Annotated in this window: 13 protein-coding genes; 6 read left to right on the top strand and 7 right to left on the bottom strand. The window is 75.0% G+C overall.

All coding sequences use genetic code 11. The annotated features are described in order from the left end of the window. Positions 1–363 precede the first annotated feature (363 nt). Entirely contained in the window at positions 364–1326 is a 963-nt protein-coding gene (locus tag ACWD11_RS08530) for a nucleoside hydrolase (protein WP_389416737.1), read from the top strand. Here ACWD11_RS08530 and ACWD11_RS08525 read toward each other — a convergent pair. The 4 genes from ACWD11_RS08525 to ACWD11_RS08510 all read right to left on the bottom strand — a co-directional run bounded on the left by ACWD11_RS08525 (position 1323) and on the right by ACWD11_RS08510 (position 5257). Beyond that, complete coding sequence (locus tag ACWD11_RS08525) at positions 1323–2075, bottom strand: GAF and ANTAR domain-containing protein (protein ID WP_389416736.1); 753 nt, start codon at positions 2073–2075, stop codon at positions 1323–1325. The two genes, ACWD11_RS08530 and ACWD11_RS08525, sit on opposite strands and share 4 nt — an antisense overlap. A gap of 112 nt (positions 2076–2187) precedes the next feature. After that, positions 2188–2865 carry a TIGR03943 family putative permease subunit gene (locus ACWD11_RS08520; RefSeq protein WP_451282059.1) on the bottom strand — a complete coding sequence of 226 codons (678 nt, stop codon included), beginning with the start codon at positions 2863–2865 and terminating at the stop codon, positions 2188–2190. After that, entirely contained in the window at positions 2862–3830 is a 969-nt protein-coding gene (locus ACWD11_RS08515; protein WP_451282317.1) for a permease, read from the bottom strand. Before ACWD11_RS08515 ends, ACWD11_RS08520 begins: the two co-directional genes overlap by 4 nt. 83 nt (positions 3831–3913) lie before the next feature. Next, a complete protein-coding gene (locus ACWD11_RS08510; protein ID WP_451282057.1) occupies positions 3914–5257 on the bottom strand; it encodes a tetratricopeptide repeat protein in 1344 nt (447 codons plus the stop codon). Between the two features lie 124 nt (positions 5258–5381). Between ACWD11_RS08510 and ACWD11_RS08505 the strand changes: the two genes are divergently transcribed. Beyond that, entirely contained in the window at positions 5382–5582 is a 201-nt protein-coding gene (locus tag ACWD11_RS08505; protein WP_451282056.1) for a hypothetical protein, read from the top strand. A 31-nt stretch (positions 5583–5613) separates the two neighbouring features. Next, complete coding sequence (locus ACWD11_RS08500) at positions 5614–6855, top strand: amidohydrolase (RefSeq protein ID WP_389416732.1); 1242 nt, start codon at positions 5614–5616, stop codon at positions 6853–6855. A 23-nt stretch (positions 6856–6878) separates the two neighbouring features. On the opposite strand, the gene ACWD11_RS08495 is transcribed toward ACWD11_RS08500, so the two are convergent. Together ACWD11_RS08495 and ACWD11_RS08490 are read right to left on the bottom strand one after the other, a co-directional pair. Next, complete coding sequence (locus ACWD11_RS08495) at positions 6879–7931, bottom strand: hypothetical protein (RefSeq protein WP_389416731.1); 1053 nt, start codon at positions 7929–7931, stop codon at positions 6879–6881. A gap of 52 nt (positions 7932–7983) precedes the next feature. Then, the gene (locus ACWD11_RS08490; RefSeq protein ID WP_389416730.1) at positions 7984–9174 is read right to left on the bottom strand and encodes a PP2C family protein-serine/threonine phosphatase; all 1191 of its coding nucleotides are present in this window, start codon (positions 9172–9174) and stop codon (positions 7984–7986) included. A gap of 114 nt (positions 9175–9288) precedes the next feature. Here ACWD11_RS08490 and ACWD11_RS08485 point away from each other — a divergent pair, with 114 nt between their 5' ends. Then, entirely contained in the window at positions 9289–9735 is a 447-nt protein-coding gene (locus ACWD11_RS08485; RefSeq protein WP_451282053.1) for a hypothetical protein, read from the top strand. 58 nt (positions 9736–9793) lie between these two features. Here ACWD11_RS08485 and ACWD11_RS08480 read toward each other — a convergent pair whose 3' ends face one another. Then, a complete protein-coding gene (locus ACWD11_RS08480; RefSeq protein ID WP_451282051.1) occupies positions 9794–10324 on the bottom strand; it encodes an SH3 domain-containing protein in 531 nt (176 codons plus the stop codon). Positions 10325–10477: 153 nt separating this feature from the next. On the opposite strand from ACWD11_RS08480, the gene ACWD11_RS08475 reads away from it, so the two are divergent. Continuing rightward, the gene (locus ACWD11_RS08475) at positions 10478–11323 is read left to right on the top strand and encodes a hypothetical protein (protein WP_451282049.1); all 846 of its coding nucleotides are present in this window, start codon (positions 10478–10480) and stop codon (positions 11321–11323) included. Positions 11324–11399: 76 nt separating this feature from the next. Continuing rightward, entirely contained in the window at positions 11400–13340 is a 1941-nt protein-coding gene (locus ACWD11_RS08470; protein ID WP_451282047.1) for an FUSC family protein, read from the top strand. Positions 13341–13375 lie beyond the last annotated feature (35 nt).

Raw genomic sequence — 13375 nt, 5'->3', positions numbered from 1 at the left:
ACCGTCCGGGCGAGCGGGGCACCCGGCCGAGGGGCACGTCCCAGCCTCCGACCCTCGCCCGGATCGGCCCGGAGCACCCGGCCGGGGGCGCGCTCCAGCCTCCGGACCCCCTCGCCCGGATCGGCCCGGAGCACCCGCCGGGGGGCCGTGCTCCAGGCTCCGGATCCTGGCGTCCGTATCGGGTCCGGGGCGCCCCCCGGCCGGGGCGTGCCCCACGCTCCGGGCCCCGTCGCCCCGATCGGCCCGGTCGCGAGGTGCGGCACCTCTCGGCCGGTCGCGCGTGCCGGAGTTCGGGGCGGCGGGATGATCCGGGCGGCAGGCTCTAAGGTCGGTCGGGTAGGGACCGACGATGAGGGAGCGCCCGTGACCGGTCAGCCCATTCCGGTGGTCATCGACTGCGACACCGGTGTCGACGACGCCCTGGCCCTGCTGTTCGCCGTACGGCATCCGGGCCTCGATGTGCGGGCGGTGACCTGCGTGGCGGGGAACACCGACGTCGAGGGTGTCGTCCGCAACACGCTGACGGTGCTGGAGCACGCCGGTGCCGGGGACATCCCGGTCGCGCGGGGTGCCGAGCGGCCGCTGATCGAGCCGGTGCGCACGGCGCGCCACGTCCACGGCCAGGACGGGATGGGCGACCTGGGCCTGCCCGCGCCGACCCGGCGGCCGGTGGACGTGGACGCGGTGACGCTGCTGCGCCGCGAGATCCTGGCGTCGCCCCGGCCGGTGACGCTGATTCCGACCGCGCCGCTGACGAACATCGCCCTGTTGCTGCGTACGCACCCCGAGGTGGTGCGGAACATCGAGCGGATCGTGTTCATGGGCGGGGCGGTGGCGACCGGGAACGCCACACCCGTCGCCGAGTTCAACGTGTGGCACGACCCCGAGGCGGCGGCGGTGCTGCTCACCGCGGGGGTGCCGATCACGATGTACGGCCTCGACGTGTTCCAGCGGGTGCTGGTCCCGGCGGGGGACGTGGAGCGGCTGCGGGCGAGTGCGCAGCCGCGGCTGCGGCTGGCCGGGGAACTCCTCGCCCACCGCGACCCGGCCCTGTCGGGCGACCCCACGCCGTCCGGCGGTCTCGGTGACGCGGGCGCGGTATGCGCGGTCGTCGACCCGGCCGGCATCACCACCGAACTCCTCCCGGTGGAGGTCTCGTTGGCGCCGGGCCCGACCCGGGGCCAGACGATCGTGGACCGCCGCGCGCGTCCCGGCGAGGCGGAGATCCACGACGGGGAGCGGGAACAGCGGCTGGTGGACGTGGCGTTGGACGTCGACGTCGAGCGGTACGTGAAGCTGTGGCTGTCGGCGGTGGAGGGCGACTAGGCGCCCGGGGAGAACCGCAGCCGGTGGCTCACCACGTCGCGGGCCACGTCCGCCACCGTGCGCCCTCGGGCGAAGGCGTGGCCGCGCAGTCGGGCCACGGCCTCGTGGGCGCCGACGCCGAGCTGGGCCATCACCATGCCGATGGCCTGGTAGATGCCGTCGTGGTCGGGCGCCAGCCCGTCCAGCCAGCCGGACCGCCCCTGACCGTCCGCCCCGCCCTCCCAGCCCTCGCCGTCGCCGCTGTCCCGGGACAGCGCCATCACCGCCATGGTCATGGCTCCCGCCAGGGCCCGCGCCGTCCGCAGCTCGGTGGCGGAGAGCCCGCCGGGGGTGTCGCGGTACAGGTCGAGCGTGCCCACGCAGACCGCGTCGTCGCCGAGCGGCAGCGAGTACGCCGCCAGCACCCCGGCCTCCGTGGCCTCCTCGGCGAAGACCGGCCAGCGGTCCACGTCCTGCCCCTGCGTCAGGTCGGAGGCGAGCACCGGCCGCCCGCTGCGCACCGCGCTGGAGCAGGGTCCGTCGCCCAAGGTGGCTTGGAGGTCCGTCACATACGCGGCCTGCGCGCCGGTCGCGCACAGCCGCACCGGCATCTCGTCGTCGTGCAGCGAGACACTGGCTCCGGTCACCGGGAGCAGTTCCAGCGCGACGGCACAGAGCCGACGCGGGATCTCTGCGGGGCCGTTGCCCTCGGCCGGACGGCCGTCGCCGCCTGCGGCACCGCGGTGGTCGTCCCTGGGCCGCACGGTCACCGCCTCCTCACACCGTCGGCGCGACGCACACCGTCCCCCGTGCTCGACGGCCCTGCGGCCGTCCGCCCCCGGACTCCGCCCGACTACCCGGCGCCCAGGGGGCGAAACGCGCTCACCGCTTCTCGTAGGGGTTGGCCGGCTGCGCGATCCGCCGCACCGACTCCGCGTCGAGCACGGCCGGCCAGGCGTCGTCGCCGCCGAGTGTCCCCTCGGGGTGCCAGGTGCCGGTGACCGTGACCCAGGTGTCGTCCGGCGCGGCGGCGGCGCCCCGGATCTCGACCTTGCCGGCGGTGGCGTCGGCGGCACAGCAGGAGACCAGCAGCCGGGTGACGTACCAGGTGCCGTCGGCGTCGTGGGTGACGAACCCGGTCAGCCGGACGGTGCGGCCCTTCAGCGACCGTTCGCTGTCGTAGATCGCCCGGGAGGCGAACTCCCCGAGGGTCAGGTCGACCGGGTCCCCGGCGGGCAGCGCGGGAAAGGTCCCGACGCCCTGGGCGGCCCGCTCGGCGGCCTCGCGCTCGGCGCTGTAGGAGCCGAGGGCGGGCGGCGGGAAGAGCAGCAGGGCCAGGGCGGGCAGCGCGAGCAGCCAGGCGACCCGGGGACCGGGACCCGCATCAGCGGAACGCCCCGCCGCCACCAGCCCCAGCACCACCAGCACCGCCCCCGACACGACCAGGTACGGCCGCAGCCCGGGCTGGACGTAGCGCAGATACACCTCGCTGAACAGCGAGATCCGCAGCACCGCCGCGCCGAGGAGCAGCAGCAGGACCGCCGGTCCGTACCGCCTCACAGCAGCCACCACCCCACGAGCGCACTGCTCGTCACGGCGACCACCCAGGTCGCCGCCGAGAATCGGATCGCGAAGGCCCGCCCGAAGGTGCCCGTCTGCAACGCGATGAGCTTCAGGTCGACCATCGGGCCGACCACCATGAACGCCAGCCGGGCGGTCGGCGAGAAGCCGCTCAGCGAGGCGGCGACGAAGGCGTCCGCCTCGCTGCACACGCACAGCAGCACGGCCAGCACCGCCAGCATCAGGACGGCCGCCCACCCGGGCACGTCCAGCAGGGAGCGGGGCACCACGATGCTGAAGGTGGCCGCTGCCGCCGCGCCCACCACCAGGAAGCCGCCCGCGTGCAGGAAGTCGTGCTGGAGTCCGGCGACGAAGGCCCCCGCCTCGGAGCCGTGGTCGTGCCCGCGGCGTTTGCCGGGCCGCAGCCACTCCTCGCGCCCGAAGCGCACCCACAGCCATCCCATGACCACCGCCGTGGCCAGCGAGGCGACGAGCCGCCCCAGCACCATCTCGGGCTGTCCGGGGAAGGCGACGGAGGTGGCGACGAGCACCACCGGGTTGATCGCGGGCGCCGAGAGCAGGAAGGCGAGCGCGGCGGCGGGGGCGACCCCCCGGCGCATCAGGCTGTCGGCCACCGGCACGGACGCGCACTCGCACCCCGGCAGCACGACCCCGGCCGCACCGGCCACCGGCACGGCGAGCGCCGGGTTGCGCGGCAGCAGCCGGGTGAAGACCCGCTCGGGCACGAAGGCCCCGATCGCCGCCGACACCACGGTGCCGAGCAGCAGGAAGGGCACGCTCTGCACGGCGATGGCGGTGAACACCGTCCACCAGGCGGCCACGGCGGGCGTGTACAGGTCGAGCGCGAGGGTGGGCCCCAGCACGGACGCGACGGTGGCGATGGCGAGCAGCGCGGATCCGCCGACCACGGTGTACACGAGGGCGCGCAGGCCGCCGTAGACCATCGTCCGTTGATTCGCCACGTGCCCGCCCCAAGATCCCGCTCGCCCTGTGCCCCGGGCAGGCTAACCGCAGGTGCTGTGCGCGGTCACAGCGGAGGCTGTGCGGGTGCGGGTCCGAGGGTGGTGGTGCCGGGGGCCGTACGGTGCCCGAGACCCGTCCGGTACGCGTCCAGGGCGGCCTCCACCCGGCCGGTACGGCGGAGCAGGTCGCCGAGCAGCCGGCACAGGTCGGCCAGGTCACCGGCCGCGCCGGCCCGCTCCAGCAGGCTGAGCGCGCGGACGTAGTGCTCCTCGGCGGCCTCGGTGTCGCGGGCGTCCTCGGCGATGATGCCGAGCAGCCGGTGGGCGGCGGCGGAGTGCAGGGCGCCGCGTTCGGAGCTGAGGTCGGCCAGCACCTCGTGGAGCAGGGCGGCGGCCTCGTCGGACTTGCCGCGCCGGTGCAGGACGTCGGCCAGTTCGACGGCGACCTGGCTGGTGTAGAGGGCGGCGCGCTTGGCCGACAGCATGGCCCGCGCCTCCCGCAGCTCGGCCTCGGCCCGGTCCAGCTCGCCGTTCTGCGCGCAGACGTACCCGCGCATCCAGTGGCAGTGCGCCAGCTCGGTACGGATCTGGAGCCCGCGGTACAGCTCGGCCGCCTTGGCCAGGGAGGCGTCGGCCTCGGCGATCCGCCCCTCGGCGAGCAGGGTGCGGGCCACGGACCGGTGCATCCGGGCGACCAGCGCCGGGTCCCCGGCCCGCGGCGCCAGGGCGAGCGCCAGCTCGGCGGCCTGGGCGGCGCGCGCGTGGGCGCCCAGGTCCATGTACGGGCCGATGACACTGGCGTAGAGCAGCAACAGCGCGTCGGGGTCGTGCAGTCCGCCCCGGTTCAGCTCGTCGAGGGTGGACTCCAGCAGGTAGACGGCGTACCGCAGCTCCCCGGCGAGGTAGTGGGCGACGGCCCGTCCGCGCAGCGCCGGGACCCGCGTCGGCAGCGGGGCCGCCCCGAGCGCCTGCTCGGCCTGCTCGAAGTGGCGGCGGGCGGCGTCCAGGTCGCCGGTGTCGATACCGCACTCGCCGAGCCCGAGCAGCGCGGCCACCCGTTCCTCGACCAGCCCGTGCGTCTCCGCCTCGCCGAGCACCGCCGTGAACGCCTCGGCGGCGGCCTCGGTGGCGCCGGTGGCCAGGGTGCGCTGGGCGCCGGTGAGCTGGAGCCGCAGCTCGGTGGCGAGCCGGGCGGAGCGCCCGGTGACCAGCTCGTCGTAGGCCACGCCGAGCCGTTCGGCGATGTGCCGCAGCGCCTCGTCGGAGGCCCGCACCCGCCCGGCCTCCAGGGTGGAGACGTAGGCGGGCGTGTAGGCGGGTTCCGCCAACTGCTTCTGGGTCAGCCCGCGTTCCGCCCGCAGCTGCTGCACCCGGCGCCCGATCGTCACCGGGTCGTCGCGCTCCGACATGCCCAACTCCCCTGGTGCCCCTTGCCGTTCGCCTCGGACAGCCCCTAGGTTAAACCGGGAATTAAGCCTGCTTACCGGAACCGCTTAATACATCGCGTCCATACATCGCTGTTGCGAGGTCGCCGTGCTCGAACGCACCAGCACCACCGAGCGTTACGCCCGAGGCGTCGCCGCCGCCGCGGTGGCGGTGGCCGCGCTGACCCTGGCCGCGAACGCCGGTCCGGCGAGAGCCGCGGAGCCGGTCCGGGAACCGGGGGCGGTGTGTCCGATGGCGGCGGAGCAGACTCACATAGCCGGGAGTGACCACCCGGCTGCGCACAGGTGACGGACGTCATGAGGTCTGACAGGCTGAAGCCATGACCTCCCCCGCCGCTCGTGCCGCGCTGGATCTCACCTCCGATCTCCCCGTCACCGGCCTCGAGGACTTCTACCGGGACCTGCACCGGCACCCGGAGCTGTCCTTCCGGGAGCACCGCACGGCGGTCCGGCTCGCGGCGCGGCTGACCGCGGCGGGGTTCGAGACGGCCGAGGGGATCGGCCGTACCGGCGTCGTGGGGCTGCTGCGCAACGGCGAGGGGCCCACCGTCCTGCTGCGCGCCGACATGGACGCCCTGCCCGTCGAGGAACAGACCGGCCTGCCGTACGCCTCCACCGTGCCCGGGGTGATGCACGCCTGCGGGCACGACCTGCACGTCACCTGGCTGGCCGGGGCCGCCGAGGCGCTGGCGGCGGGGCGGGACGCCTGGTCGGGGACGCTGCTGATGGTGGGGCAGCCCGCGGAGGAGTACGGCGGCGGGGCGGCGGCGATGGTGGCGGACGGGCTCTACGACCGGTTCCCCCGTCCCGACGTGCTGCTCGGCCAGCATGTGGCGCCGGGTCCGGTGGGCGGGATCGCGCATGTGCCAGGGCTGATCATGTCGGCGACGACGGATGTGGAGATCGTGGTGCACGGGCGGGGCGGGCACGGCTCGCGGCCCGAGACGACGGTCGATCCGGTGGTGACGGCCGCGTTCCTCGTCACGCGCCTGCAGTCCGTGGTCAGCCGGGAGATGGCCCCGCGGGAGCAGGCCGTGCTGACCGTCGGGCGGATCGAGGCCGGTACGGCGGCCAACGTCATCCCGGCCACCGCCCGCATCTCCCTCAATCTGCGGACGCAGTCCGAGGCCGTCCGGGACCGGATGCTCGCGGCGATCCGGCGGATGGCGGCCGGGGAGTGCCTGGCCGCCGGCTGCCCGCGCGAGCCGGAGGTGACGGTGAGCGGGACGTTCGCCGTGACCGTCAACGACGCCGACACCGACCACCGGGTGGCCGCGGCGCACCGCGAGGTCTTCGGCGCCGACGCCGTGTTCGACCCCGGCCCGGCGATGGGCAGCGAGGACTTCTCGCACCTGGCCGTGGGCGAGCTGCCGTACTCCTACTGGTTCGTGACGAGCACCCCGCCCGCGCTCTGGGACGCGGCACCCGGCGACGATGTGCCGGCCCGCTCGGAGTCGGTGCCGAGCAACCACAGCCCGCTCTTCGCCCCCGACCTGGCCACGGTGCCGACGGGGGTGCGGACCCTGGTGTCGGGGGCGCTGTCCTTCTTGTCGGTGGCGTGACTACTTCATCTTCAGGTTCATCTTCACGAGCCGAGCCGCTGCAGCTGCCGCTGGACGTGGTCCAGCGCGCCCTGCCGCTGTCCCGGCACCCGGGTCCGCAACTCGGCCAGCGCGGGCCCCAGTTCACGGGCGAGCGCCGGGTCGTCGATGCGGCCCCACTGGTGGTGGGCCCGGTCCACGGCGGACTCGACGTCCGGGTCCGCCGCCGACTGCCCCGCGGCCAGCCGGGCGGACGCCACCTGGAGCCAGGCACGGCAGCTGCGGACGGCGTCCCCGGCGAACATCGCCAGATCGGCCCGGACTTCGGCCCAGTGCAGGGCCTCGGGCGAGCCCGGCCCGTGGGCGCGCACGGCGCTGCGCTCATGGTGGGCGGCGAGCGCGTCGGCGTCACCGTGCCGGCCGGCGTTCACGGCCTCGGTGATGACGGAGTGGGGGTCCGGCGCGGGGGCGCCGACGGCCCCGAGGACGAGGTCCCCGTACCCCTCCGGGCCCACCCGCGCCCACGCCTGCTGATGCAGCTGCGCCAGCTCCGGCCGCCGGCCGCTGCGCAGAATCGTGGCGACCGCCTTCATGTACGAGGGTGCCGCCACCGTCCGCCGCCGCGGGGGCGGCGCGATCCGGCCGTAGACCGCGCTGGTGCGCCCGCAGTCCAGCGGCTGGGTCCGCAGCAGCTCCCAGGCCGCCGCGTCCGCGTGCAGATCGAGCACCAGGCTGGTGCTGCCGGGCGCGCGCAGCCGCAGCTCCTCCCGGATCCAGTGCCAGGGCAGGGCCGTGTAGCGCACGGTCGACGCGGTCGTGCGGGCCAGCGCCAGGTGCACCAGCCGTTGTCGGCGGTCCAGTTGGAGCTGGCCGGTGAGGAACACGGTGAGCGGACCGGGAGCCGCGGCGGCGGCGCGCAGCCGGGTCAGCACGGCCTGCGGTTCGAGGGGGTCGGCGAGTTCGACGACGTTCGCCGTGTCCGTGCCCGCGAGCACCGCGGGCGGTACCGCCGCGAGGACGGGGAGCACGGACGCCGCGTCCACCAGACAGCCCTTGCCCGCCGGGGCGGCGGCGAGCAGCAGCACGGTTCCGGGCATCGGTCCCTCCCCATCCCCCGTCGATCACGTACGGCAGCACCGTAACGGGCTTTCACCCCGCCCGTCGTACGGCGAACACCGTGGTGTCATCGGCCAGCAGGCCGCCGCAGTGGCGCAGGGTGCCGTCGCGGACGAAGGCGACCAGCAGGTGCGGGTCGGTGAGGCGGGGGTCGGCGGCCACGGCGCGGGCGACCTCGTCGGCGAGCGGGTAGAAGGCGCCGGTGGCGTCCCGGGCCTCGGTGACGCCGTCGGTGGTCAGCAGCACCGTCTCGCCGGGGGCCAGGGCGCAGCGGAGCACCGGGGGCGGGCCCGCGGGGCGGGTCAGTTCACCCAGGCCCAGCGGAAGGGCCTCGCCCGGGGGCAGTTGCCGGACCCCCGAGGGGCCCGCGACCAGGGGCGGGTCATGGCCGAAGACGACCGATTCCAGGGTGCCGGGGTCGTCGGCGGGGAAGCTCAGCAGGACGGCGGTGGCGAAGCGGTCGGCGTCCTCCCGGCCGAGGGCCGCGCAGTGGGCGGCGTGCCGGACCATACGGATCTCCAGGCGTTCGGCGACGGTGGCGAGGTCCGGCTCGTGGTACGCGGACTCGCGGAAGGTGCCGAGCAGGGCCGCGGCCGCCTCCACCGCGCCGAGCCCCTTGCCCTGGACGTCACCGAGGAGGACGCGGGTGCCGTGCGGGCCGGGCTGGATGTCGTAGAAGTCGCCGCCCACCGCCGCCTCGACGTCGGCCGTGAGATAGACGGCGGCGTGGTCCAGGCCGCCCCAGCCCGGCGGCAGCGGACGCAGCACGGTGCGGCGGATGGTGTCGGTGACGTCCCGCATGTGCAGCATCCGCCGCTCGCCGCGCACCCGGACGGCGCAGGCCAGCGTGGCCAGGACGCCGCCGATCGCGCAGAGCAGGAAGTCGGCGAGCCCGGCCTGGAACTCCTGCGGCCAGGTGCTGTCCGCGACGAAGTAGGTGGTCGTGGTGAGCACCGCGAACGCGGCGGTGCCCCACACCCCGCAGATCGCCGCGGCGATACCCGGGACGAGGACCACCCAGGAGATGATCCGGAAGTCCCGGGCGGTGTTCCAGTCGGTCGCGACGATCGCGACGAGCAGCAGCAGCGGCGGCACCCAGGTCACGCTCCGGCCGCCCACCCGCAGGATCTGGTGCCGCTGGATACGGTCCGGGGACGCGGTGGCCACAAGCCTCCGGGGGCGAGCCGGGGGACCGCTCACCGGTCTCAGTCCGCGCCCGCTCATGCCGCCAGCGAAACACGCGGCCGTACGCACCGCATCTTCGAGTTGCCAGGCTCCCCGCCTCGGGTGTGCTCTGGAAGCCGGGGGCGGACAAGACCCCAAGGAGGAGGTGCTCCCATGGCTCATGCGGCACCCAGACCCGGCCGGCGAACGACCGGGGTGACGGTCACATCCGACGTCTTCAGCGAGCGCACCCACACCCTCGCGCGGTTCGGCATCCCGGTCGTCCTCGGTCTGGTCTACGGCTACTGGGCCGCGGCCAACCGGCGCGACGGCGGTGAGATCACCGGCTGGAACATCCTGTTCGGCTTCACCACCGCGATCACGTTCATGGTGCTGTGCATCGCGGTGGCCGTGCTGGCGCCCAGGCTGAAGAGGGAGCTGCACTCGCTGACGAAGTCCGCCTTCGCGGGCGCGGCCTTCGGCTTCCTGTACAGCCAGGCCGACGCCACGGTCCTCAGGTCCGTGACGATGAGCCTGCTGGTCACGGCGGGAGTCTTCGCGGTGTTCTTCTACCGCTACTACACGCACGAGGACGGCGAGGGCAATCCACTGCCCCGCTGACCCCCACGCGTGGGCCCCGGCACTGCTGCCGGGGCCCACGCGCTCCCTCACCTTCCCCTCACCAGCCGCCCAGCAGGCTCCAGCCGCTGGACGACGATCCGGAGGCGCTCCAGCTCCACGAGCCGGACGCGCTCCACGAGCCGGACGCGCTCCAGGAGTCGTTGACGTACGGGTCCTCCCAGTTGGTCCAGGACCCGTCCTTCCATACCGGACAGGGGTCCGCGCAGTTCGGCACCCGTGCCCCGCCGGTGTCGACGAAGGCGGCGCTGGCCCAGCCCTGGGCGCCCTCCAGCCAGTACCAGTGCGGGTTGCCGTTGACGCTCTGGCCGCGGACCTTGCACTCCACGCGGTCCTGGCTGCCCGGCGGGAGCCGGTCCACGACGGGCGAGTGAACGGTCGGTTCCAGCCTGACGTTGAGCTTCGTGTGGGAAACGACGGTGCCCCAGATCGGACCGCCATGGCCACCACCGCCGTGTCCGTCGGCGTAGCTGGGCGGTGCTGCCGCGGCTGCCGTCGCGCCCGCTGTGGCAGCGATCAGGGAGCCGCCGGTGAGCAGGGCCAGGGTCCGCAGGGCCGGAGTGGTGCGCATGATCGCCTCCTTCTCCCCAGCACCAGGAAACACCCGTTCGGGTGAACCCTCCACCGGAGAGCCGGGAGCCCAGTTCCCCCAAGGGGTCGGACCGCTCGGCCGGACGGCCGCTCACCGCTGGCGGGCCCGGCCCCGTCCGGCTTGCCTGAAGGCGTGTCCTCCCGGCTGCACAACGCCCTCTCGGCCGCGCTGATCGCGCTGGCCTGCCTCCTGGTGCCGTTCGGCGCGCTGGCCGCCTGGGTGTCGTACGGGCTCGCCGACACCGGCCGGTACGTCACCGCCATGGCACCGCTGGCCGCCGACCCGGCCGTGCGGGACGCGGTCGCGGACACGGTGGGTGACGGGATCGTGCGGGAGACGGACGCCGGGGCGCCGATGCGGCCCTTCGTGCACGACGCGGTGCGGTCCTTCACCGGCACCGCCGCCTTCCGCGCCGCCTGGGACAGCGGCAACCGGGCCGTCCACGACGCGGTCCTGCACGCCGTGCGCGACGGCGGCGAGGGCGAGGTGCGGGTCGATCTCGCCCCGGTCGCCGCCGAGGTGAAGCAGCAACTGGCCGCCGACCACGTGCCGCTGGCGCACCGGATCCCGGTCGAGCACACCGAGATCGCCGTGCTCCCCGCCGGTGAACTGGAGCGGCTGCGCCGGGGGTTGTCCGTGGTGGAGATCGCCGGATTCTGGCTGCCCGTCACGGCCGCGCTGCTCGCCGTCGCCGGGATCGCCGTCGCCGCCTGCCGCCGTCGCGCGGTGACCGCGACCGCGCTCGGCACCGCGCTGGGCGGCGCGTTCCTCGCCCTCGCCGTCTTCCTGGGCCGCCGGCTGACCCTGGCCGACCTGCCCGACACCGTGCACCGCCCGGCCGCGGAGGCGGTGTACGACGCGCTCACCGCGACCCTGCGCACGGTGTCCTGGCTGCTGGTCGCCGTCGGCCTGGCGGTGGCACTCACCACCTGGCTGATCGCCCGGTACAGGCAGTCTCCGGCGGCGCCCCGTCCTTGAGGACCACCGGGCCGTGCTCGCCGGTGTCACGCCGCACGGGCCCGGCTGATTCCCGCCGTCCGCCCATAATGGGCGCATGTCCCGCGAGTTCCCCATCGGCCTCACCCCTCCCGACTGGCTGGTCCGGAACCTCCAGGCACAGCCGGCCCCCGTCAACCGGGCGGCCGTGGCACGGGCGGCCGTCGCGATGGCGCTGCCGCTCGCCGTCGGACTCGCCGCCGGCGAACCGGCGTACGGGGCGCTCGCCTCCATGGGTGCGCTGTCCGGGGTGATCGGGGACACCGCCGACGCCTACCGCATGCGGCTCCTCAACATCGCCGTACCGCAGCTCTTCGGCGCCGTCGGCATCACCCTGGGCGCGCTGGTGTTCGGGCACGGGTGGCTGGCGGTCGCCGCCGTGACGGCTGTCGCGCTGGTCTCCGGGATGATCTCGACGATCGGCGCGGTGGCCTCCGTGTCGGGGCTGCTCCTGCTGCTGAACTCGGTGGTCGGGGCGGGGCTGCCGATGCCCGGCCCGTGGTGGCTGGCGCCGGTGCTGATGACCGGCGGCGGGCTGCTCGTACTGCTGCTGGCGCTGCTCGCCTGGCCGCTGCGCGGCGGGGTGCCGGAGCGGACGGCGGTGGCGGACACGTACCGCACGGTCGCCGATCTGCTGGCGGCGACGGGCCGGACGGAGTCGTACGACGCCGTGCGGCACACCGTCACCCAGTCCCTGAACCAGTCCTACGACCTCGTCCTCGCCCGGCGCACCCGCCACCACGGCCGCAGCCCCGAACTGACCCGCTTGCTGGCCCAGTTGAACGCGGTGATCCCCATCGTGGAGGCCGCCCCCGCCGCCCACCAGGACGGCAGGCCCCTGCCCCCCGAACTCTCCCAAGCGGTACGGCATCTCGCGCAGGCCGTGGAGACCGGCTTCACCGGCCCGATAGGACTCAGCCTCACCGTCCCGACGACCGAGACCGGGCGCGCCGTCGACCACGCCCTGCGCCATGCCGCCGACGTGGTCGCCGCCCCCGACGTGGACCCCCGCGGCATCGACGACCGGCTCGGCCGCCCCGCGGCCCTCGGCATCCGGGCCGCCCGCGCCGCCCGCAGCGTCGCCCTGTCCGCCGCCTCCTGGCGCTACGGCCTGCGGCTCGCCCTGTGCATCGGGGTGGCCCAGGTGCTGGTGTCGATCGTGCCGGTGTCGCGCTCCTACTGGGTGGCGCTGACCATCACCTTCGTGATGAAGCCCGACTTCGGCTCGGTCTTCTCCCGGGCCCTGCTGCGCGCGCTCGGCACGGTCGCCGGACTGGTCGTCGCGGCGGCGGTGCTCTCGCAGGTGCCCCGGGGCTGGTGGGACGTGCCGGTGATGCTGCTGCTCGCCCCGCTGATCCCGGCCCTCACGCCGCGCGGCTACGGCTATCAGACCGCGGCCATCACCCCGGTGATCCTGCTCCTGTCCGACACGCTCAACCAGCAGGGCACCGCCCTGCTCCTGCCCCGGCTGGTGGACTCGCTGATGGGCTGCGGCATCGCGCTGGTCGCCGGGTACCTGCTGTGGCCGGAGAGCTGGCACACCCGGGTCGGCGACCGGCTCGCGGAGGCGGTGGCGGCCACCGCCCGCTATGTGGAGGGCGCCTTCGGCGCGGACGCCGTCGACCCGTCGGCCCGCGCGCGGATGCGCCGCGGCCTGTACCGGGATCTGTCCGTCATCCGTACGGAGTTCCAGCGCGCCCTGACCGAACCGCCGCCCACCGGCCGCCGGGCCGCCGCCTGGTGGCCGCTGGTGGTCGCCGTGGAACGGATCGTCGACGCGACGACGGCGGCCCGGGTCCGGGTCAAGCACGGAGCGGTGCCGCCGTCGCAGGCGGAGGTCGTCCAGGTCGCCCGGCAGCTGAAGGAGCTGTCGGAGGGACTGCGGCAGGCGGAGGTGCTGTACGCGGTCCGCACCGACCTCACCGGACCGTCGGGCAGCGTGCTGGAGCCGCTGCGGCAGGAAGTGGCGGCGGCCAGAGCCATCGCCACCCCGCGCTGAGCGGCCGGGCACGGACGGACGCGGCCGCCGCCGCG

It is taken from the genome of Streptomyces sp. NPDC002776, assembly GCF_053592195.1.
Note: the sequence above shows the minus strand (reverse complement) of the source record. Positions and strands in the feature narration are given on the sequence as shown.